At 59.1% G+C, this 18412-nt stretch carries 27 protein-coding genes and 1 pseudogene; 24 read left to right on the top strand and 4 right to left on the bottom strand.

The window, feature by feature from the left end:
* From rplR to ACT67G_RS09520, 17 genes are all read left to right on the top strand, one after another.
* A partial coding sequence (gene rplR / locus ACT67G_RS09600) for a 50S ribosomal protein L18 (RefSeq protein ID WP_443664083.1) occupies positions 1-327 on the top strand: 327 nt, incomplete at its 5' end.
* A gap of 21 nt (positions 328-348) precedes the next feature.
* On the top strand, positions 349-849 hold the full coding sequence (gene rpsE, locus ACT67G_RS09595) for a 30S ribosomal protein S5 (protein ID WP_325246735.1): 501 nt from the start codon (positions 349-351) through the stop codon (positions 847-849).
* Positions 850-862: 13 nt separating this feature from the next.
* Positions 863-1045: a 50S ribosomal protein L30 gene (gene rpmD / locus ACT67G_RS09590; protein WP_022288804.1), complete on the top strand. Its 183-nt coding sequence runs from the start codon at positions 863-865 to the stop codon at positions 1043-1045.
* A 14-nt stretch (positions 1046-1059) separates the two neighbouring features.
* On the top strand, positions 1060-1500 hold the full coding sequence (gene rplO, locus ACT67G_RS09585; protein ID WP_325246738.1) for a 50S ribosomal protein L15: 441 nt from the start codon (positions 1060-1062) through the stop codon (positions 1498-1500).
* A gap of 1 nt (position 1501) precedes the next feature.
* Positions 1502-2791, top strand: coding sequence for a preprotein translocase subunit SecY (gene secY, locus ACT67G_RS09580; protein WP_443664082.1), 1290 nt, complete (start codon positions 1502-1504; stop codon positions 2789-2791).
* Positions 2792-2810: 19 nt separating this feature from the next.
* Entirely contained in the window at positions 2811-3443 is a 633-nt protein-coding gene (locus ACT67G_RS09575) for an adenylate kinase (RefSeq protein ID WP_325246742.1), read from the top strand.
* Positions 3444-3446: 3 nt separating this feature from the next.
* Positions 3447-4199: a type I methionyl aminopeptidase gene (gene map, locus ACT67G_RS09570; protein ID WP_325246744.1), complete on the top strand. Its 753-nt coding sequence runs from the start codon at positions 3447-3449 to the stop codon at positions 4197-4199.
* A gap of 10 nt (positions 4200-4209) precedes the next feature.
* Complete coding sequence (locus ACT67G_RS09565) at positions 4210-4494, top strand: KOW domain-containing RNA-binding protein (protein ID WP_325246745.1); 285 nt, start codon at positions 4210-4212, stop codon at positions 4492-4494.
* 3 nt (positions 4495-4497) lie between these two features.
* Positions 4498-4716 carry a translation initiation factor IF-1 gene (gene infA / locus ACT67G_RS09560; RefSeq protein ID WP_091127896.1) on the top strand — a complete coding sequence of 73 codons (219 nt, stop codon included), beginning with the start codon at positions 4498-4500 and terminating at the stop codon, positions 4714-4716.
* Positions 4717-4770: 54 nt separating this feature from the next.
* Positions 4771-4884 carry a 50S ribosomal protein L36 gene (gene rpmJ / locus ACT67G_RS09555; protein WP_084235023.1) on the top strand — a complete coding sequence of 38 codons (114 nt, stop codon included), beginning with the start codon at positions 4771-4773 and terminating at the stop codon, positions 4882-4884.
* 26 nt (positions 4885-4910) lie between these two features.
* Positions 4911-5276 (top strand): 30S ribosomal protein S13, encoded by a 366-nt coding sequence (rpsM, locus tag ACT67G_RS09550; RefSeq protein ID WP_235221236.1) that lies wholly within the window; start codon positions 4911-4913, stop codon positions 5274-5276.
* Between the two features lie 15 nt (positions 5277-5291).
* On the top strand, positions 5292-5696 hold the full coding sequence (gene rpsK / locus ACT67G_RS09545) for a 30S ribosomal protein S11 (RefSeq protein ID WP_325246752.1): 405 nt from the start codon (positions 5292-5294) through the stop codon (positions 5694-5696).
* A gap of 24 nt (positions 5697-5720) precedes the next feature.
* Positions 5721-6347 carry a 30S ribosomal protein S4 gene (gene rpsD / locus ACT67G_RS09540; RefSeq protein WP_325246754.1) on the top strand — a complete coding sequence of 209 codons (627 nt, stop codon included), beginning with the start codon at positions 5721-5723 and terminating at the stop codon, positions 6345-6347.
* Positions 6348-6431: 84 nt separating this feature from the next.
* Complete coding sequence (locus ACT67G_RS09535) at positions 6432-7382, top strand: DNA-directed RNA polymerase subunit alpha (RefSeq protein ID WP_443664081.1); 951 nt, start codon at positions 6432-6434, stop codon at positions 7380-7382.
* 60 nt (positions 7383-7442) lie between these two features.
* Positions 7443-7784, top strand: a complete 342-nt coding sequence (gene rplQ / locus ACT67G_RS09530) for a 50S ribosomal protein L17 (protein WP_325246758.1) — start codon at positions 7443-7445, stop codon at positions 7782-7784.
* 122 nt (positions 7785-7906) lie between these two features.
* Complete coding sequence (locus ACT67G_RS09525) at positions 7907-8308, top strand: hypothetical protein (RefSeq protein ID WP_443664080.1); 402 nt, start codon at positions 7907-7909, stop codon at positions 8306-8308.
* Positions 8309-8435: 127 nt separating this feature from the next.
* Positions 8436-9146: a polysaccharide deacetylase family protein gene (locus ACT67G_RS09520; protein WP_443664079.1), complete on the top strand. Its 711-nt coding sequence runs from the start codon at positions 8436-8438 to the stop codon at positions 9144-9146.
* A gap of 39 nt (positions 9147-9185) precedes the next feature.
* Here the strand turns inward: ACT67G_RS09520 and secG are convergent, their stop codons facing one another.
* The gene (secG, locus tag ACT67G_RS09515) at positions 9186-9437 is read right to left on the bottom strand and encodes a preprotein translocase subunit SecG (protein ID WP_325246764.1); all 252 of its coding nucleotides are present in this window, start codon (positions 9435-9437) and stop codon (positions 9186-9188) included.
* A 241-nt stretch (positions 9438-9678) separates the two neighbouring features.
* On the opposite strand from secG, the gene lexA reads away from it, so the two are divergent.
* The gene (gene lexA, locus ACT67G_RS09510) at positions 9679-10269 is read left to right on the top strand and encodes a transcriptional repressor LexA (protein WP_325246766.1); all 591 of its coding nucleotides are present in this window, start codon (positions 9679-9681) and stop codon (positions 10267-10269) included.
* A gap of 107 nt (positions 10270-10376) precedes the next feature.
* Here lexA and dpaL read toward each other — a convergent pair whose 3' ends face one another.
* The 3 genes and pseudogenes from dpaL to ACT67G_RS09495 all read right to left on the bottom strand — a co-directional run bounded on the left by dpaL (position 10377) and on the right by ACT67G_RS09495 (position 13833).
* The gene (gene dpaL, locus ACT67G_RS09505; RefSeq protein ID WP_443664078.1) at positions 10377-11591 is read right to left on the bottom strand and encodes a diaminopropionate ammonia-lyase; all 1215 of its coding nucleotides are present in this window, start codon (positions 11589-11591) and stop codon (positions 10377-10379) included.
* 126 nt (positions 11592-11717) lie between these two features.
* Positions 11718-12140 (bottom strand): annotated as a pseudogene (locus ACT67G_RS09500) (sigma-70 family RNA polymerase sigma factor); the annotation flags it as partial.
* Positions 12130-13833, bottom strand: a complete 1704-nt coding sequence (locus tag ACT67G_RS09495) for a recombinase family protein (RefSeq protein ID WP_443664077.1) — start codon at positions 13831-13833, stop codon at positions 12130-12132. The pseudogene ACT67G_RS09500 and the gene ACT67G_RS09495, both read right to left, overlap by 11 nt.
* Before the next feature lie 131 nt (positions 13834-13964).
* Between ACT67G_RS09495 and ACT67G_RS09490 the strand changes: the two genes are divergently transcribed.
* The 6 genes from ACT67G_RS09490 to ACT67G_RS09465 all read left to right on the top strand — a co-directional run bounded on the left by ACT67G_RS09490 (position 13965) and on the right by ACT67G_RS09465 (position 18245).
* Positions 13965-14168, top strand: coding sequence for a hypothetical protein (locus ACT67G_RS09490; RefSeq protein ID WP_443664076.1), 204 nt, complete (start codon positions 13965-13967; stop codon positions 14166-14168).
* Positions 14169-14276: 108 nt separating this feature from the next.
* Positions 14277-14828, top strand: a complete 552-nt coding sequence (locus ACT67G_RS09485; RefSeq protein ID WP_326214235.1) for a PadR family transcriptional regulator — start codon at positions 14277-14279, stop codon at positions 14826-14828.
* On the top strand, positions 14825-16174 hold the full coding sequence (locus tag ACT67G_RS09480) for an NAD(P)H-dependent oxidoreductase (protein ID WP_443664075.1): 1350 nt from the start codon (positions 14825-14827) through the stop codon (positions 16172-16174). Before ACT67G_RS09485 ends, ACT67G_RS09480 begins: the two co-directional genes overlap by 4 nt.
* A gap of 120 nt (positions 16175-16294) precedes the next feature.
* Complete coding sequence (locus ACT67G_RS09475; protein WP_326214239.1) at positions 16295-16693, top strand: helix-turn-helix domain-containing protein; 399 nt, start codon at positions 16295-16297, stop codon at positions 16691-16693.
* A 64-nt stretch (positions 16694-16757) separates the two neighbouring features.
* Complete coding sequence (locus tag ACT67G_RS09470) at positions 16758-17492, top strand: EFR1 family ferrodoxin (RefSeq protein WP_443664074.1); 735 nt, start codon at positions 16758-16760, stop codon at positions 17490-17492.
* 72 nt (positions 17493-17564) lie between these two features.
* Positions 17565-18245, top strand: coding sequence for an alpha/beta fold hydrolase (locus ACT67G_RS09465; protein ID WP_326214242.1), 681 nt, complete (start codon positions 17565-17567; stop codon positions 18243-18245).
* Positions 18246-18412: the final 167 nt, after the last annotated feature.

The following is an 18412-nucleotide window of genomic DNA, read 5'->3' as shown; positions in this document are numbered from 1 at the left end:
CTGAAGCGCCACAAGAGAGTGCGCGCCAAGATCTCCGGCACCCCTGAGATGCCGCGTCTGAATGTGTTCCGCAGCGAAGCCAACATCTACGCCCAGGTCATCGATGATGTCAACGGCGTGACCCTGGCTTCCGCTTCCTCCCTGGATAAGGCCATCGAGGGTTACGGCGGCAACGTGGCCGCTGCGACCGCAGTTGGCAAGCTGGTGGCCGAGCGCTGCAAGGCCAAGGGCATCGAGACCGTGGTCTTCGACCGTGGCGGTTATCTGTACCACGGCCGTGTCCAGGCTCTGGCCGAGGGTGCCCGCGAGGGCGGCCTGAAGTTTTAATCGGAGGGAGGAACCACTAAAATGCCTAGATTTGAAAGAGAACAGAGCGAGTATATCGAGAAGGTCGTGTCCCTGAACCGTGTTTCCAAGACCGTCAAGGGCGGCCGCGTGATGAAATTCTCCGCCCTGGTGGTCGTCGGTGACGGCAAGGGCAAGGTCGGCTATGGCCTGGGTAAGGCCGCCGAAGTTCCCGAGGCCATCCGCAAGGGCATCGAGGCTGCTAAGAAGAACATGATTACCGTGACTCTCTCCGGCAGCACCGTTCCCCATGAGACCATCGGTGAGGCTGGTGCTGGCCGCGTGCTGATGAAGCCCGCTGCTCCCGGTACCGGCGTGATCGCCGGCGGCGCCGTGCGTGCCGTCGTCGAGGCCGCGGGCATCAAGGACATCCGTACCAAGTGCCTGCGTTCCAACAACCCCAACAACGTTGTCGCCGCCGCCTTCCAGGGCCTCAAGAACATGCGTGGCCCCGAAGAGGTTGCCCGCATCCGCGGCAAGAGCGTCGAAGAGATCGTGGGTTAAGGAGGCGCTGAACATGGCAAACTTAAATATTAAGCTCGTCAAGAGCCTGAACGGCCGCCTGGAGAAGCAGGTTGCCACCGCTAATTCCCTGGGCCTGCGCAAGATCGGTGACGTCACCGTGCAGCCCGACAACGACCAGACCCGCGGCAAGATCGCCAAGATCGGCTATCTGCTGCAGGTTACTGAAGTGAAGTAAGGAGGCACGGTATCATGAAGTTAAGCGAACTGTCTCCCGCCGAGGGCTCTGTCCGGCAGGCATACCGCAAGGGCCGGGGCGCTGGTTCCGGTAACGGCAAGACTGGCGGCCGCGGCCACAAGGGCCAGAAGGCCCGTTCCGGCGGCAAGGTCCGTATCGGATTTGAGGGCGGCCAGATGCCTCTGGCCCGCCGCATCCCCAAGCGCGGTTTCAACAACATTTTCGCCAAGCCCCTGGAGGTCATCAACCTCAATGCCCTGAACGCTTTCGAGGACGGCGAGACCGTCACTGCCGAGGCGCTGCTGGCCAAGGGCATCCTCTCCAAGTGTGAGTATGGTTACAAAGTGCTGGGCAACGGCAAGGTTACCAAGAAAGTCACTGTCCAGGCTTCTGCCTTCTCCGCGTCTGCCAAGGAGGCCATCGAGGCAGCTGGCGGAAAGGCCGAGGTGATGTAACGTGATCCAAACGATTCGCAAGGCGTGGGGTATCCCCGAGCTGCGGAAGAAGATCATCTTTACACTCCTCATTCTGCTGATCTTCCGGATCGGCAATGCCATCACGGTGCCCTATGTCAACGTCAGCGCGCTGGAGGCGCAGCTTGACGCCTTTGGAACCACCATCCTGGGCCTGTACAACGTCATGTCCGGCGGCGCATTCGCCCAGGCAACGGTATTCGCTCTGAGCATCCAGCCCTATATCAACAGCTCCATTATCATCCAGCTGCTGACTGTAGCCATTCCCGCTCTGGAACGGCTGGCCAAGGACGGCGGCGAGGAAGGCCGCAAGAAGATCCAGTCCATCACCCGCTATACCACGGTGGCCATCGCCATCCTGCAGGGCTTCGGCTATTATATGATGATGGTCCGCTACAACCTGCTGGCTGTGTCTGATCCCACCATCTGGCATGCGCTGGTGATCATCGTCAGCTTCATCGCCGGCTCCTCCTTCGTTATGTGGATGGGCGAGCAGGTCACCGAGTTCGGTGTTGGCAACGGCATCTCCATCATCCTGTTTGCCGGCATCCTGTCCCGCGTTCCCACCATGGTGTCCTCTCTGATTGCCTACGGCAGCCAGGCGGCCATCAACTGGCTGTGGGTGACGCTGCTGGTGGTGGGCATCCTGGCCCTCATCGTGTTCATTGTGTTCATCAACGACGCTGAGCGCCGGATCCCCGTGCAGTATGCCAAGCGTCAGGTGGGCCGGAAGATGTACGGTGGCCAGTCTACGCATCTGCCCATGAAGGTGAATATGTCCGGCGTTCTGCCTATCATCTTCGCCCAGAGCATTGCGTCCCTGCCCATCACGGTGTGGAGCTTCATCGGTGTCCCTGCTGAGGATACTATCTCCCGCACCATCTATGATGCCATTGATACGAAGTCCGTCATCTATATGGTGGTGTACTTCATCATGATCATCGGTTTCAGCTATTTCTACTCCAGCATTCAGTTCAACCCCGTGGAGATCGCCAACAACCTCAAGAAGCAGGGCGGCTTCATCCCCGGATTCCGGCCCGGCAAGCCCACGGTGGATTTCATTCGTAAGGTTCTCAACAAGATCACGCTCTTCGGTGCCATCTATCTGGGCATCGTGGCCATCTGCCCCCTGATCGTGGGCAAGGTGATGAGCAGTGCTTCTCTGGGAATCGGCGGCACCTCCGTGATCATTGTGGTGGGCGTCGCTCTGGAAACGGTCAAGGCACTGGAATCCCAGATGCTGATGCGTCAGTACAAGGGCTTCTTGGAGTAAGAGAGAAGGCGTTTCAAAAATGAAACTGATTCTGTTGGGCGCCCCTGGCGCCGGCAAGGGAACTCAGGCTGAGGTTCTTTGCAAAGAGCTGAACATTCCTACCATTTCCACCGGTAATATCCTGCGGGCGGCCATCAAGGATGGCACGCCCACAGGATTGAAAGCCAAGTCCTTTATGGACGCGGGCCAGCTGGTTCCGGATGAGGTCATCATCGGCATCATTACGGAGCGGCTTGCCCAGGACGATTGCCGGAACGGCTTCATTCTGGACGGAGTGCCCCGCACCATCGCCCAGGCGGAAGCCCTGGAGAAGGCTGGTATCCAGTTTGACCACGTCATTTCCATCGAGATCTCCGACGAGACCATCGTGGAGCGCATGGCGGGCCGTCGGGTATGCGAGCACTGCGGCGCCACCTATCATCTGGTGGCGGTGCCCCCCAAGACCCCCGGTGTGTGCGACAAGTGCGGCGGCAAGCTGATCCAGCGTCACGATGATGAACCCGAGACCGTGCTGGCACGGCTTGAGGTCTATCATAAGGAGACCGAACCTCTCAAGGGGTTCTATGCGGAGAGAGGTCTCCTGCGGTCTGTGGAGAATCAGCCCACGCTGGCTGAGACTTCCCAGGCAATCCTCCGCGCGTTGGGGAGATAAAGTATGATTACTTTGAAATCTTCCCATGAGATCGAACTGATGCGCCGTGCCGGAAAAATTACCGCGGCTGCCCGTGCTTATGCAGGGGAATTGGTAAAGCCCGGCGTAACAACCCAGGAGATCGACCGTGCGGTGGAGCATTTTATCCGCAAACAGGGCGCAGTCCCCTCCTTCCTGCACTACAATGGCTATCCGGCCAGCGCCTGCATCAGCGTCAACGACGAGATCATCCACGGCATCCCCGGCAAACGGGTGCTGCAGGAGGGCGATATCGTCAGCATTGATGTGGGTGCGTACATTGGAGGGTTCCACGGAGACTGCGCAGCCACCTTCCCCTGCGGGAAGATCAGCCCCGAGGCTCAGGATCTGATCGATGTGACCAGACAGAGCTTTTTCGAGGGGATCCGGTTCGCCCGGGAGGGACATCGGTTGCTGGACATTTCCGCAGCCATTCAGCAGTATGTGGAAAGTCACGGTTACTCCGTTGTTCGGGAATACGTCGGCCACGGCGTCGGCGCCCAGATGCACGAGGCACCGGAGATCCCCAATTACGGACATCCCGGAAGAGGGCCGCGGCTGCTGCGGGGCATGACCCTGGCTATCGAGCCCATGGTAAACGCGGGCTCGGCAGCCATCCGCCAGATGAGTGACGGCTGGACCGTCAAGACGCTGGATGGAAAGTGGGCGGCCCACTATGAAAATACCGTTCTGGTCACAGACGGAGAACCGGAGATTCTGACGGTTCCCGTTATCTGAGAGGACAGGTATGGACATCGCGAAATCAAATATTGTCAGATCCGACGCCGGCCGGGACAAGGGAAAACTCTTCGTCGTTTTGGCGGTGGAGGGGGAGTACCTCCTGCTGGCGGACGGAAAGAGCAGGAAAGTGGAGTCGCCCAAGCGCAAAAAACGCAGACACGTGTTGTTTGTGGCGGAAGACGAGAGCCGCCTTTCTGAAAAAATTAAAGGCGAAGAGAGAATCACCAACAGTGAGCTTCGCAGGACCCTCGCGGCCTACCGCGGGGAGGTTCATCCGGACCAGGAGGGATAACGTTTGGCAAAATCCGACATGATTGAAGTGGAAGGCGTAGTGGTGGAAGCCCTGCCGAACACGACGTTCCAGGTGGACATTGGAAATGGACACACGATTTTGGCACATATTTCCGGAAAACTCAGAATGAATTTCATCAGGATTCTGCCCGGCGACAAGGTAACGGTGGAGATGTCCCCGTATGATCTGACCCGCGGCCGGATCACCTGGCGCAGCAAGTAAGCTGGCGCCCAGTAACCGAAAGACACAAACCGCTGAAAGGAAGGGTTATCAACTATGAAGGTAAGACCGTCCGTGAAGCCCATGTGCGAAAAGTGCAAGGTCATTCGCCGCAAAGGCCGTATCATGGTCATTTGCGAGAACCCCAAGCATAAGCAGAGACAGGGCTAACATTTAATTGGAGGTGCTTTAAGAGTATGGCACGTATTGCCGGTATTGACCTGCCGAAGGATAAGCGTATCGAGATCGGCCTCACTTATATCTACGGCATTGGCAGAAAGAGCGCCAAGGACATCCTGGCGCAGACAGGCATCAACCCCGACACCCGCGTCAAGGATCTCACCGACGCCGAGGAGCAGCAGCTGCGTGATGCCATCGACGCCTATACCGTTGAGGGCGACCTGCGCCGCCAGACCGCTCTGGACATCAAGCGTCTGACTGAGATCGGCTGCTACCGCGGCATCCGGCACCGCAAGGGCCTGCCCGTGCGCGGCCAGCGCAGCAAGACCAACGCAAGAACTCGCAAGGGTCCCAAGAAGACCATTGCCAACAAGAAGAAGTAAGGAGGGAGCGTAACAATGGCAACTGCAAAAGCATCCGGCAAGAAAGTTATTCGCCGCCGGCGTGAAAAGAAGAACATCGAGCGTGGCCAGGTCCATATCCGTTCTTCCTTCAACAACACCATGGTGACCGTCACCGACAGCCAGGGCAACGCGATCTCCTGGGCTTCCTCCGGCGGACTGGGTTTCCGTGGCAGCAAGAAGTCCACTCCCTTCGCCGCTCAGACCGCGGCTGAGACTGCCGCCCGCGCCGCTATGGAGCACGGCCTGAAGACCGTTGAGGTCTTCGTCAAGGGCCCCGGCCAGGGCCGTGAGGCTGCAATCCGCGCACTGCAGGCCGTGGGCCTGGAAGTGACCATGATCAAGGACGTCACTCCCATCCCCCACAATGGCTGCCGTCCCCCCAAGCGTCGTCGCGTGTAATCGAAAGAGGAGGTAACAAGCAATATGGCAAGATATACCGGTGCAGTCTGCCGCCTTTGCCGCAGAGAGGGCCAGAAGCTCTTCCTGAAGGGCGACCGCTGCTATACGGACAAGTGCTCCCTCGAGCGTCGTGGTTACGTTCCCGGCATGCACGGCAATGCGAGAAACAAGAAGCTCTCCGAGTACGGCCTGCAGCTGCGTGAGAAGCAGAAGGCCAAGCGCTATTACGGCGTGCTGGAGAGCCAGTTCCGTGACTACTTCGAGATGGCCAACAAGAAGGCCGGCATGACCGGTGAGAACCTGCTGTCCATCCTGGAGACCCGTCTGGACAACGTGGTGTACCGTCTGGGCTTTGCCATGAGCCGTGCGGAGGCCCGTCAGCTGGTGCTCCACGGCCACTTCACCGTCAACGGCAAGAAGGTCAACATCCCCTCTTACCTGGTGAAGACCGGCGATGTCATCGAACTGAAGGAAGGCTCTCGCAGCCTGGACAAGTTCAAGGGCTCCCTGGAGGCCAACGCTTCCCGCGTGGTCCCCAAGTGGCTGGAAATGGATCAGAACAATGTGGCCAAGGTCGTCGCAGAACCCGCCCGCGAGGATATTGATCTTCCCATCGAGGAACACCTCATCGTCGAGTTGTACTCCAAGTAATCGGAGGATACCCTCGAGGATGATACGAACTGCCGGCGGCATGCTCTGCATTGCCGCAATGAGAAGATGAAGGAGGGTAACTGCATGATCGAAATTGAAAAGCCCCAGATCGAATGTGTCGAGACGCCTGGCGACGTCACCTACGGCAAGTACGTGGTGGAACCGCTGGAGCGCGGCTACGGTACGACCCTGGGCAATGCGCTCCGCCGTATTATGCTTTCTTCTCTGCCCGGCACCGCGCCGACCACCATCAAGATCGCCGGTGTCCAGCATGAGTTTGCCACGATTCCCGGTGTGAAAGAAGATGTCACGGAGATCGTCCTGAATATCAAGGGCCTCCTGACGAAGCTGCACAGCGAGAGCGTGAAGACGGTCTATATCGAGGCGGTGGGCCCCTGCGAAGTCACAGCCGGCGATATCAAGTCCGACGGTGAGGTCGAGGTTCTGAATCCCGATATGCACATTGCCACTCTGGACAATGGGGCTACCCTCAACATGGAGATCACTTTGTCCCACGGCCGCGGCTATGTGTCCGCGGATCGCAACAAGCCCCAGCAGAATGTGATCGGCACCATTGCTGTGGACTCCATCTACACTCCCGTCTACAAGGTCAACTACACGGTGGAACCCACCCGCGTGGGCGCTTCCAGTGACTTTGACAAGCTGACGCTGGAGGTTTGGACCGACGGCACCATCTCCGCCCGGGACGCTGTGTCCCTGGGCGCCAAGATCCTGTGCGACCACTTCACGCTCTTTACCGATCTCTCTGAGAACGTGGGCAGTAAGCCCACCGTGGTGGAGAAAGCGGAGGCCCAGCGGGATAAGGTGCTGGAGCTGACCATTGAGGAGCTGGATCTGAGCGTGCGCAGCTTCAACTGCCTCAAGCGCGCCAACATCAATACCGTCGAGGACTTGATCTCCAAGACCGAGGACGAGATGATGAAGGTTCGCAACCTGGGCCGCAAGTCCCTGGAGGAAGTCATCAACAAGCTGGCGATGATGGGCCTTCACCTGGCGGACGAAGAAAACAACTGATGAATTGCCGGCGGGAGCTTCCCCCGGCTGACCAAAATCCTTACAAGGAGGAAAACCGAAATGCCCGGAACCCGCAAGCTTGGCAAGACCACTGACCAGCGCATGGCGATGCTGCGTCAGCAGGTCACGGATTTCCTGGATCACGGCAAGATGGAGACCACCGTCACCCGTGCCAAGGAGATCAAGCCCCTGGCTGAGAAGATGATTACTCTCGGCAAGAAGAACGATCTGGCTGCTTACCGGCAGGCCATGAGCTTCATCACCCGCGAGGATGTGTGCAAGAAGCTCTTCAAGGAGATCGCTCCCAAGTACGCTGAGCGCAACGGCGGCTACACCCGCATCGTGCGCACCGGCGTCCGCCGCGGCGACGCCGCCGAGACGGCTATGATCGAGTTGGTGTAATCCACCCGAACAAGAAAAGCCCTTTGTCATGGGAACCTAGGTCCTGTGACAAAGGGCTTTTTTGTTTTCTCTTTTCAACGGGCGGTGACTGTGATAGAATCCAAATAAAGGGGGGAGTTTCCATGGGCAAGGTACGTTGTTATGAGTGCGGCAGGACCTATGACTGGCAGGATGATCCCTTTTGCCCCAAATGCGGTTCTTTTAACCGCCCGGATGGGAGCGGGATCAAAAAGGGTATGGCTGTCCGCAAGGACGGGCTCAATGAGGCGAATCACGCGGGTTCCTTTCTTCATCGGGAGTTCCACGCCGAGGACAGCCAGCGCCGCCGTCTGGGGCTGGAGTATATCAAAGGAAAGGCAGCGCCCCGCCCACAGCGCCAGGCAAATCCCCAGATCGTGATGGAAGCAGGACGGCTGTGGAACAAACCCAAAAAAGAAGTGAATCCAGCCAAGATCGTGGGCGGGATCGTGCTGGCCATTATTTTGTGGAATTTTTTCGGAGGCCTTTTGCTTGCATTCCTTTGATAGCATCATGTACATCTACAAAAAGATCCCGGTTTGTGAACAACCGGGATCTTTTTGTTTGCGGCAGGGACATAATCCGGCGGCAGCGATGCAAACTAGCCTTATCATATAAAAGGACCGGAAGTGCATGGGAAAACGGATACTGGCATTGGCGTTGCTGCTGCTGCCGCTGGCCTGCGGGGGCTTTGACGCGTTTGGTGCCATTGCGGCCAGCGGCAGCGCATATCTGACACAGGAGACACATTATATCGCCCTGACCTTCGACGACGGGCCCCGCCGGGATACCACACAGCGCCTGCTGGACGGCCTGCGGGAGCGGGGAGCCAGTGCCACGTTCTTTCTGATTGGACGCCAGATCCCCGGAAATGAGGATCTGGTGCTGCGTATGAAGGCGGAGGGCCATCAGGTGGGAAATCACACCTGGAACCATGTGACGCTGTCAGGAAGCCTTACAGCCGACCTGGAGGAGCTCCGGCGCACGGATGCGCTGCTGCAGGAGCTTCTGGGATCGGGTACCTACTGGGTGCGCCCTCCGTACGGACTCATCAGCGAGGCAGAGCGGGCCGCCCTGGAGGTGCCGCTGGTGCACTGGACGGTGGATCCGGAGGACTGGGCAAAACTCTCTCCGGAGGCGGTGGTACAGGCTGTGCTGAAAGAGGCAGGCCCCAACGACATCGTGCTGCTGCACGATTTTTTCTCCGATTCCGTGGATGCTGCTTTGGAGATCGTGGATACCCTCCAGGCGGAGGGATATTATTTTGTGACAGTGGAGGAGCTGCTGGCCCTCAACGGCATTACGCCGCAGCCCGGTGTGATGTACCGGGAGATCGCGGGATAAAAAACACCCGGCTGCAGCCGGGTGTTTTTTATGGAGCAATCAAGCAGTGCGGCCCTGCAGGATCAGGAGAATCATGGTCAGGATCAGGAACACGGCGCCGATCCACTTGGTAGCGCGGGCCAGCTTGGCGTCCCAGGTCTTGGCCTTGTTCTTGGCCAGGAAAGAATCCGCCACGCCGCCGATGGCACCGGAAAGGCCGGCACTCTTACCGGACTGGAACAGCACCACCAGAATGATGGCCAGGCCGCACAGCAGCTGCAGAATCGTAATTACAAGAACCAAAGCGTCCATCAGATAACCTCCAAAGATTCAGTCATGCGCTCAGGCATAAACGTCGTTTCACAGATATTCATACTACCATAGTTTGTTCTCTATTTCAAGGGTAATTTCAAAAAAAGAACAGGATTTCCGCAAAAAACGGGAAACAAAAAATGGAACAAACGTTGCATCCTGCTCCATAGTGTGGTACAATCAATCAAAAGAAGCCAAGGGCGGGGAACCCCCCCACACCGGGCTGAGAGGAGGATTGCCCATGCCGGAGCTTTCCAAGATGCAGCAAAAGATCTACGACTTTATCGTCCAGTATATCCGCACCCGGGGATACTCCCCATCGGTACGGGAGATTGGAGAGGCCGTAGGCCTCAAATCCCCCTCCACGGTTCATTTCCACCTCAAGCACCTGGAGGAAGTGGGCGTCATTGAGAAGGGGGCCGGCAAAGGCCGGGCCATCGCCCTGACAGAGCCTCCGGAGCCGGAGGACCGGGTGCCGGTGGTAGGCAATGTGGCTGCCGGCAGTCCCATTTTGGCCCAGGAGTGCATCGAAGAATACTTGACCTTTGAGACCGGCGGCCGCCAGGGGGAGTATTTCGCCCTGCGGGTTCGGGGCGAGTCCATGCTGGGTGCGGGCATCCTCCCCGGCGATCTGGTGGTGGTGCACCGGCAGTCCACCGCCCATCCCGGCGAGATCGTGGTGGCACTGCTGGAAGATGAGGCCACTGTGAAGCGGCTTTCCATCCAGAACGGACATGTGTGGCTTTTGCCGGAGAATGAGGCCTATCAGCCCATTGACGGCACCTATGCAACCATCTTGGGTCGGGTCAGCGCCGTGGTGCGCCGTTATTGAGAGCTACCGGTATGAAAACCGTCGAATTTTGAATACAAAGAGGACTGCGGAAGCTCCGCAGTCCTCTTTGTATTTTATTTTACATTTTGTGACAGATCCGCTGAACATCAGACAGTGGGATATTCGCCGTCCCAGAGCACTTTGCGGAACTTCATGGGATCGGTATTGCCCTCGGTGGAGAACAGCAGCACCTGGCTGAAGCGATCCAGTCCCAGATATTCCCGCAGATCCTTGTATTCGTCCGTCTCCATCAGGGCAGCAATCAGACCCATGCCCACGGCACCGGACTCGCCGGAGATCACGGTGGGATCGCCCTTGACGGGCACGCCCAGCATCCGCATGCCCCGGGCACTGACCCAATCAGGGCAGGAGACGAAGGTGGAGACATGGTTGCGCAGGATATCCCAGGAGAGGATATTGGGCTCACCGCAGGCAAGGCCCGCCATGATGGTTTTCAGATCGCCCTCCACAATCCGGGGATTGCCGTCACCGGCCAGAGCGCCCTGATACAGGCAGTCTGCGGCCCGGGCCTCCATGACGATGAACTTGGGGGGATCGTTGGGGAAGAGGTTGGTAAAGTAGCCGATCACGGCACCGGCCAGAGAGCCCACGCCCGCCTGCACAAAAACGTGGGTGGGACGGTTGACCCCCATCTGGCGCAGCTGCTCGGCAGCCTCGTTGGCCATGGTACCGTATCCCTGCATGATCCAGGAGGGGATCTCCTCATAGCCCTCCCAGGCGGTGTCCTGTACCACCACGCCGTGCTTGGTCTGGGCGGCCTCTGCGGCGGCCATGCGGACGCACTCGTCGTAGTTGACGTCCTCGATGGTCACCTGGGCGCCTTCCTTGGCAATGTTGTCGTAGCGGGCCTTGCTGCTGCCCTTGGGCATATGTACCACGGCCTTCTGTCCCAGCTTGTGGGCGGCCCAGGCAACACCACGGCCGTGGTTGCCGTCGGTGGCGGTGAAGAAGGTGGCGTGGCCGAACTCCTTCTGGAACTCGGCGCTGGTGAGATAGTCATAGGTCATCTGGGAGACGTCCCGATCCATCTGCTGGGCGATGTAGCGGGCCATGGCAAAAGAGCCGCCCAGCACCTTGAAGGCGTTGAGGCCGAAACGGAAGGACTCATCCTTCACATACAATCCGGCCAGACCCAGGTACTTGGCCATGCCGTCCAGACGGGCCAGGGGAGTGATGGAGTACTGGGGAAAACTGCTGTGGAAGAAACGGGCCTTGGCCACGTTGCTCAGGGACATGATACCCAGCTGGCGGTCATCGCTGGCGGGCATGTGATTGTCAGTCCACTTGATCGGATCTCTCATAATGTGCCCCCATTATACAAAAATTTTTTGATTAGCAAAAATTTTGTTTGCTTCTTTGGCCATCATATCATATCCAGCAGGGAAGTCAAGGGGCTGACGTCATTTTCTGAGAAAAATCCGGACATTTCAGCGGTTTTCTCTGGAAGACAGTGGGAATGGAGAATGTTTGGCGGCAGCATGAGCCGGATTTTCCTCCAACCCGGCCCGCAGCTTCTCCAGAGCACGCTTTTCAATGCGGGATACATAGGACCGGGAGATGCCGAAACTGGAGGCGATCTCCCGCTGGGTCAGGGGCACCGTGCCGCCCAGGCCGTACCGCAGGCGGATGATCTCCGCCTCCCGGGCGGTAAGGCTTTCCCGTACCAGCTGCCGCAGACGCAGAGCGCTGTCCCGGTCGTGGAGATCTTCCAGCATGGTGTCGTCCACCCCTACCACGTCCATCAGCTGCAGGGCGTTGCCCTCTTTGTCCGTATCAATGGAGTCGGACAGGGAGACATCCCCCTGCAGTTTCTTCTGACTGCGAAAATACATCAGGATCTCATTTGCTATCCTCACGCAAGTGCGTCTGTTCCGGAAGAGTGGGGTGTTCCGCCGGACTGGCTTCATAGGCGGCGCCCCACAGCACCACATGGGCCTGGCGGCCGTCCCATACCACTTTTTCCACTACGGCGCGGATCACAGATCGCAGCTGCTCCGGCGGCAGGGCATCCAGAGCGCTTTGCAGCCCAGCAAGCCGCCGGGCCAGGGTGTCCTGCCGGGGGCCCCACAGCGCTTGCGGACCGGGCGGAGTCTCCAGGGCGGAAAGGCGGGAGCGCAGGGTGGCCGCCTGAGCGTGCAGCTCCTCCACCCGCTCCTTTACGTGGAGGGCGGCGGCACTGTCCTCCAGTTCCGGCAGGGAGTCGATCAATGCGCGGATCCTGCGCTGGATCTCGGATTGCTGCCGCCGCAGCTGCGCCGGCAGATCCGTGTTCTGCTGTCCGGCATAGAATTGCCTGTGGGCACTCAGCCGGGAGACAAGTGCACCTGTGTCCTCCGGCAGAGCCCGGATCTGCTCCAGAACGGCGGCGTCCAGCGCGTTGCCGCTTACATTGCTGCAGCTGCAAAGGCTGCCCTTGCTGCGCTCCTTGGCTTTGCAGACGTAGGTGTAGATGGGCCGGCCGTCATCCGTGATCCTTGAGGTGTTTTTGGGATACATCCGGCTGCCGCAGCGGCACAGGAGCAGGCCCGTCAGCAGCGCCCGGCTGTTGCGGGGCTTTCGGTATGATTTGCACTTGCTGCGCTCCAGGGATTCCTGGGTCCGGATCCACACTCCGGAGGGGATAAGACCCGGATGCTGCCCCACGGTTACGATCCACTGACTGACGGGCAGGTACACGGTGGCGCGGCCCTTTGCCTGATGGGTGCGGTTATAGACCAGAATGCCCCGCTGGCCGTCGAAGGCCTCCAGCGGGGAAAACACCTCCGCATCTCGGTCCAGAAAATATTGACGGGCGTCTGCATCGGCCATGAGATAGACGGGATTCTGCAAAATGGCCTTGATGGAGAACCGGGTGAAATCCCGTCCGGTTTTGGTTTTGATTCCCTCCCGGAGCAGCTGGGCTTCCGTTTCAGAGAGAGATTCCGTCCGGCTGTACAGGTGGTAGATCTTCCGGATGATCTCCGCTTCCTCCGGAACCAGTTTAAGCTTGCAGGCCTTTTTGCACTTTCCCTCCACGGTGATGTTACGGACGCTTTCGGAGGCGTAGCCGGTAGGGGTGGTGCCGCCCAGCCAGCGGCCGGTTTTGGCCAGCTCGTGGAGGTTGTCCCGGATACGCTCGGCAATGGTCTCCCGTTCCAGCTGACTGAACACCGAGGCAATGTACATCATGGCCCGGCCCATGGGACTGGAGGTGTCAAAGCTCTCCCGGATGGAGATAAAGTCCACCCCCAGACGTCCCAGCTCCTCAATGAGGTGGGAGAAGTCGCTGATGTTGCGGCTGATCCGGTCCAGCCGGTATACCACCACGGCCCGGAACTGATGCGCCCGGGCATCGTCCATCATTTTCCGGAAGCCAGGCCGGTTCAGATTGCCTCCGGAAAATCCCTCGTCCTCGAAAACCACAGCGCGATCTGCATACTGCTCTCCAAATGTGCTGCGGATATAGCTCCGGCACAGATCCACCTGGTTGCCGATGCTCTCCCCCTTGCCGGTAAACCGGGATTTGCGGGAGTAGACGGCGATCACGTCCTCGTTTTGCTGCATGGTCTATGTTCCTCCCTCCGGGTGATCTCCTTTCATTTTAGTGGCATCCGGCGGCGGATATGCCGGCATATGGGACGGGCTCCCGCCATAGGCTGGGAACCGGAAGAAAAGGGGGAAAGAGGAGGAGTAAAATGAAAACGCGCAAACCCGTTGAAGTGGCGGTACATGTCCCGGAGGGGGAAGCGGGCAGGCAGGCTCTGGCGGGACGGGTGGCCGGTGCCCATGCGGAGGCTGTCTTTGGGATCATGGACAATTTAGACTGCCCTGCCGGAGAGAAACTGGCGCTGCTGCAGGCGGTGCTGGATGCGGTGCAGGCGTCTGGCCGGCAGTCATAACAGCAGGGGCGCCCAGAGGAGAAATCCTCCGGGCGGCCCTGTTTTTTCCGTTGACGGTATCCTGCCGCTTCCTGTATAATATCTCTATTCGATATATTGGAGGCGCCTATGGAGTATCTCATCCTGGGGCTGCTGATCCTCACGCCCATGACGGGATATGAGCTGCAGCAGTTCATCAAACAGAATCTGGCCCTCATCTGTTCCCACAGCGCCGGCAGCGTCCAGGCGGCCCTGGGCAAGCTGGTTCGGGAGGGCTATGTCACGGCTGCAGAGACCACGGAGGGCCGGCGGCGGAAGAAGACCTATTCCATCACGGATACCGGCCGGGCCGCGTTTTCCCGGTGGGTGGCCCAGCCCATGCAGGCGGACAGGGTGAAGAATATGGAGCTTGCCCGCATGTTTTTCCTGGGGCTTGCCTCTCCTCACTCCCGCACCGCCGCCATCCGGGATTACATCCGGCAGATGGAGGAGACGGGCGCCCTGCTGCGGGCCATCCGGGAGCGGTTCCGGCAGGTGCGGGAGGCCCCGCTGCCTCCGGGACAGGACTGGGATACGATCTTCCGCTTTCAGGGATATACCATCGAATACGGCATTGCCGCCGCGGAATTTGAACGGGACTGGTACTGCCGCCTGCTTCGCAAATTGGAGGAACCGTCATGAAGATTCTCGTTTTAAATGCCAGCCCCAAGGGGAAAAACTCCACCACCGTCCACACGGCGCTGTATTTGCAGGCCCTGCACCCGGAACACACCTTCACGTTTTTGCCGGTGGGCCAGTGCATCAAAGCCTATGAAAAGGACTTTTCACCGGTGCGCTCCGCCCTGGAGCAGGCGGAGCTGATCCTGTTCTGCTACCCGGTCTACACCTTTATCGCTCCTTACCAGCTCCACCGCCTGATAGAGCTCATCAAGGCCGACGGGGTGGATCTTGCCGGAAAGTTCGCCTCCCAGATCACCACCTCCAAGCACTTCTACGACGTCACCGCCCATCGGTATGTGGAGGAAAACTGCTTTGACCTGGGGATGAAAGTGATCCGGGGTCTGTCCGCCGACATGGAGGATCTCCTCAGTGTGCAGGGCCAAAAGGACGCCCGGATGTTCTTTGACCAGCTGATCTTCTCCTGCCAACACGGCCTGTTTGTCACACCGCCCGTCCAGGCTCCGGCCCGGGAAAGCGCCGCGTATCAGGCCACCCTGCCTGACGTGCCCAAGAGCCGGGAGAAGGATGTGGTCATCGTCACCAACTGTGCCCCCGACGACTGGAATCTTGCCAATATGATCGCCGATTTCCGCCGTGCCCTGCCCTATGAGGGCCGGGTGGTGAATATCCGGGAGTTCCCCTTCGGCGGCGGATGCCTGGGCTGCTTCGGCTGCGCCATTACCGGCAAATGCGTGTACAAGGACGGGTTTGACGATTTTCTGCGCAGCACCATCCAGACCGCCGACGGCTTTGTGTACGCCTTTACCATCTCCGATCACTTCACCCACTCCAGCTTCAAGTGTTTTGATGACCGGCAGTTCTGCAACGGCCACCGCACCGTTACCCACGGTACCCCCATCGCCTATCTCATCAGCGGCGACTACCGCTGTGAGCCCAACCTGCGCATGATCGTGGAGGGCCGGGCGGAGGTGGGAGGCAACTATTTGGCCGGCGTGGCTACGGATGAAGCCGAAACAGCGGCGGACATCCGCTCCCTGGCGGACAACCTGGCTTTTGCCATGGAGCAAAAACTTACCCGTCCGGCCAACTTCTACGGTGTGGGAGGCATGAAGATCTTCCGGGATCTCATCTATGTCATGCAGGGCCTTATGAAGGCCGACCACAAGTTCTATAAGGAGCACGGCATCTACGATTTTCCCCAGAAGCAGAAAAAGCGCATCTGGCAGATGCGCCTGGTGGGAGCCCTGATGGCGGTTCCGTCGGTGCAGAAGAAGGCCAGGGGGAAGATGACCGAAGCCATGATCGGCCCCTATGAAAAAGTGGTGGAACAGGCAAAGCGCACCTGATGGTGCCGCTCTACTCCGGCGAAACTGATGGTCGAGAGGGGGAAACCGCCGGACGGTTGAGAAACGCCGGAGCGCGGCGTACAATGAGACGTATCCAGAAGTGTAAAGGAGCGACCACCTATGAAAAAATCCCTGGGGAAGTTAATAGCGGAGATGCGCAAGCAAAAGGGCATGACCCAACTGGAGCTGGCGGAAAAGATGGGCGTGACGGATAAGGCCGTCTCCAAATGGGAGCGGGATCTTGCCTGCCCGGATATCCATACGCTGCCTGCCCTGGCCGATGCGTTGGGGCTTTCCGTGGATGAGCTGATGCAGGGGAAGTGCGGAAGACTGCCGGAGAACGGCAGGACCGGCGTGATCCTGAACACGGTGTTCCGGGGCGTGGCGCTGGCCATGGGCGTGGCCGTGGCGGTGCTCTCCATTCTGGAGGCGCTGGAAGGCCGGGACGCCATGGTCATGCTGGGCATCGGCCTTGCCTGCCTGGCGGCCTCCACCCTGGGGAAAGATGTCCCTGCCTGATGGCGGCCGGGAAGATAGCCGGAGGGGCCGCTATACCAATGAAACGATAGGAAGTGCTGATACCATGATTTTTTATTTTTCCGGTACCGGGAATTCCCGGTGGGCGGCGGAGCAGATCGCGGCTCTTACCGGCGATGAGACCCGGGATATTTCCCGGCTTGAGAAAACACCGGAGATTCGGAATGAGAGGCAGATCGGGCTGGTGTTTCCCATCTATGCCTGGGGCGTGCCGGAGCCCATGCTGAACTTCGTGAAGACCCTGGAAAAAACAAACGCCTTTACGTTCGGAGTCTGCACCTGCGGGGAGGAGGCCGGACTGGCCATGAAAAAGCTCTCCGCCCTGTATCCTCTCCGCAGCAGCTATAGCCTGGTGATGCCCAACAACTATATTCTGGGCGCGGATGTGGACGACGACCAGATGGCCCGTCAGAAGATCCATGAGGCGGAGAAGGCCATCCAGACCATGGCCCGGGAGATCATCCAGCGGAAAGCAGTATATCGGGTGGAGGAGGGCTCCCTTGCAAAGCTGAAATCCGGCTTTGTGAACTTTGGCTTCAACAAGTTTGCCCGCAGCACCAAGGCTTTTTTCACGGAGGATTCCTGCAACGGCTGCGGACTTTGCGCCCGGAACTGTCCTGCCGGAACCATTTCCCTGATGAACGGCAAGCCCGCCTGGGGCAGGCAGTGCTACCAGTGCCTGCGCTGCATCCATGAATGTCCGCAGGAGGCCATTCAATACGGAAAGGGAACCGAAAAGCGGGGCCGCTATACCATCGGGCGGTATTTGCAGGACCGCTGAAGCGCGGGGTGCAGGTGATTGGAATTGAACACAAACAGGAAAAAGAGCATATCACGGGGGAAAAAGGTCGTCATGGGGGCAGTCCTTCTGCTGGCAACACTGACAGGGGCGTTTTTCTGGTATGTCTCCGACTATTACCCGGCCCAGGATGTGGCCCTGGAGGTCATGGCCCGGGGTGACGGTATGGCGGTGGAGGATGGGATGACGATCCTCTCCCCCTCGGTTCCCACCGACACCGCCATCATCTTCTATCCCGGAGCCAAAGTGGAGGCCATTGCCTATCTGCCGCTTCTGGATCAGATCCGCCGCACCGGCGTCACCTGCATCCTGGTGGAGATGCCCTTCCGCATGGCGATTTTTGACCCCGATGCCGCCCAGGATGTGATGGAACGATTCCCGGAGGTGGAACACTGGTATCTGGCGGGGCACTCCATGGGCGGTGCCATGGCCTCACAGTTTGCCGCCGACCACCGGGCCCAGGTGGACGGGCTGATTTTGCTGGGGGCGTACATCTACGGCGATTATCCTCCGGAGGACACCCTTACCATTTACGGCTCCCTGAACCAGAGTGTGGAGGATCAGCTGGACTACACGGAAAACGTGGTGGAGATCCAGGGGGGCAATCACGCCCAATTCGGCAACTACGGGCCACAGAAGGGGGATCCCCCTGCGGAGATTTCCACTCAGGAACAGCAGGAGCAGACGGTGGCGGCCATCCAGGAATTTCTACGCGGCCGCCAGGCCGATTCATAAAAAAACCCGGGACCTCTGGATAAACAGAAGTTCCGGGTATTTTTTTCAGTCCTTGCCGGTCCCGGCGGGAGCAGCCCAATTCCAGGGGACGATGCGCCGGTGAGAGGATCTCATTTTCAATGCAGCGGGCGGCATAGGTGGCGAGCCGGGCACCCTTTTCCGGATTG

This window comes from Dysosmobacter sp. (assembly GCF_052306735.1).
Lineage (GTDB): Bacteria > Bacillota > Clostridia > Oscillospirales > Oscillospiraceae > Oscillibacter.
Note: the sequence above shows the minus strand (reverse complement) of the source record. Positions and strands in the feature narration are given on the sequence as shown.

Coding starts and splice junctions, on each gene's coding strand:
- rpsE (WP_325246735.1), top strand. CDS start 349: ATGCCTAGATTTGAAAGAGAACAGAGCGAGTATATCGAGAAGGTCGTG.
- rpmD (WP_022288804.1), top strand. CDS start 863: ATGGCAAACTTAAATATTAAGCTCGTCAAGAGCCTGAACGGCCGCCTG.
- rplO (WP_325246738.1), top strand. CDS start 1,060: ATGAAGTTAAGCGAACTGTCTCCCGCCGAGGGCTCTGTCCGGCAGGCA.
- ACT67G_RS09575 (WP_325246742.1), top strand. CDS start 2,811: ATGAAACTGATTCTGTTGGGCGCCCCTGGCGCCGGCAAGGGAACTCAG.
- map (WP_325246744.1), top strand. CDS start 3,447: ATGATTACTTTGAAATCTTCCCATGAGATCGAACTGATGCGCCGTGCC.
- ACT67G_RS09565 (WP_325246745.1), top strand. CDS start 4,210: ATGGACATCGCGAAATCAAATATTGTCAGATCCGACGCCGGCCGGGAC.
- rpmJ (WP_084235023.1), top strand. CDS start 4,771: ATGAAGGTAAGACCGTCCGTGAAGCCCATGTGCGAAAAGTGCAAGGTC.
- rpsM (WP_235221236.1), top strand. CDS start 4,911: ATGGCACGTATTGCCGGTATTGACCTGCCGAAGGATAAGCGTATCGAG.
- rpsK (WP_325246752.1), top strand. CDS start 5,292: ATGGCAACTGCAAAAGCATCCGGCAAGAAAGTTATTCGCCGCCGGCGT.
- rpsD (WP_325246754.1), top strand. CDS start 5,721: ATGGCAAGATATACCGGTGCAGTCTGCCGCCTTTGCCGCAGAGAGGGC.
- ACT67G_RS09535 (WP_443664081.1), top strand. CDS start 6,432: ATGATCGAAATTGAAAAGCCCCAGATCGAATGTGTCGAGACGCCTGGC.
- rplQ (WP_325246758.1), top strand. CDS start 7,443: ATGCCCGGAACCCGCAAGCTTGGCAAGACCACTGACCAGCGCATGGCG.
- ACT67G_RS09525 (WP_443664080.1), top strand. CDS start 7,907: ATGGGCAAGGTACGTTGTTATGAGTGCGGCAGGACCTATGACTGGCAG.
- ACT67G_RS09520 (WP_443664079.1), top strand. CDS start 8,436: ATGGGAAAACGGATACTGGCATTGGCGTTGCTGCTGCTGCCGCTGGCC.
- secG (WP_325246764.1), bottom strand. CDS start 9,437: ATGGACGCTTTGGTTCTTGTAATTACGATTCTGCAGCTGCTGTGCGGC.
- lexA (WP_325246766.1), top strand. CDS start 9,679: ATGCCGGAGCTTTCCAAGATGCAGCAAAAGATCTACGACTTTATCGTC.
- dpaL (WP_443664078.1), bottom strand. CDS start 11,591: ATGAGAGATCCGATCAAGTGGACTGACAATCACATGCCCGCCAGCGAT.
- ACT67G_RS09495 (WP_443664077.1), bottom strand. CDS start 13,833: ATGCAGCAAAACGAGGACGTGATCGCCGTCTACTCCCGCAAATCCCGG.
- ACT67G_RS09490 (WP_443664076.1), top strand. CDS start 13,965: ATGAAAACGCGCAAACCCGTTGAAGTGGCGGTACATGTCCCGGAGGGG.
- ACT67G_RS09485 (WP_326214235.1), top strand. CDS start 14,277: ATGGAGTATCTCATCCTGGGGCTGCTGATCCTCACGCCCATGACGGGA.
- ACT67G_RS09480 (WP_443664075.1), top strand. CDS start 14,825: ATGAAGATTCTCGTTTTAAATGCCAGCCCCAAGGGGAAAAACTCCACC.
- ACT67G_RS09475 (WP_326214239.1), top strand. CDS start 16,295: ATGAAAAAATCCCTGGGGAAGTTAATAGCGGAGATGCGCAAGCAAAAG.
- ACT67G_RS09470 (WP_443664074.1), top strand. CDS start 16,758: ATGATTTTTTATTTTTCCGGTACCGGGAATTCCCGGTGGGCGGCGGAG.
- ACT67G_RS09465 (WP_326214242.1), top strand. CDS start 17,565: ATGGGGGCAGTCCTTCTGCTGGCAACACTGACAGGGGCGTTTTTCTGG.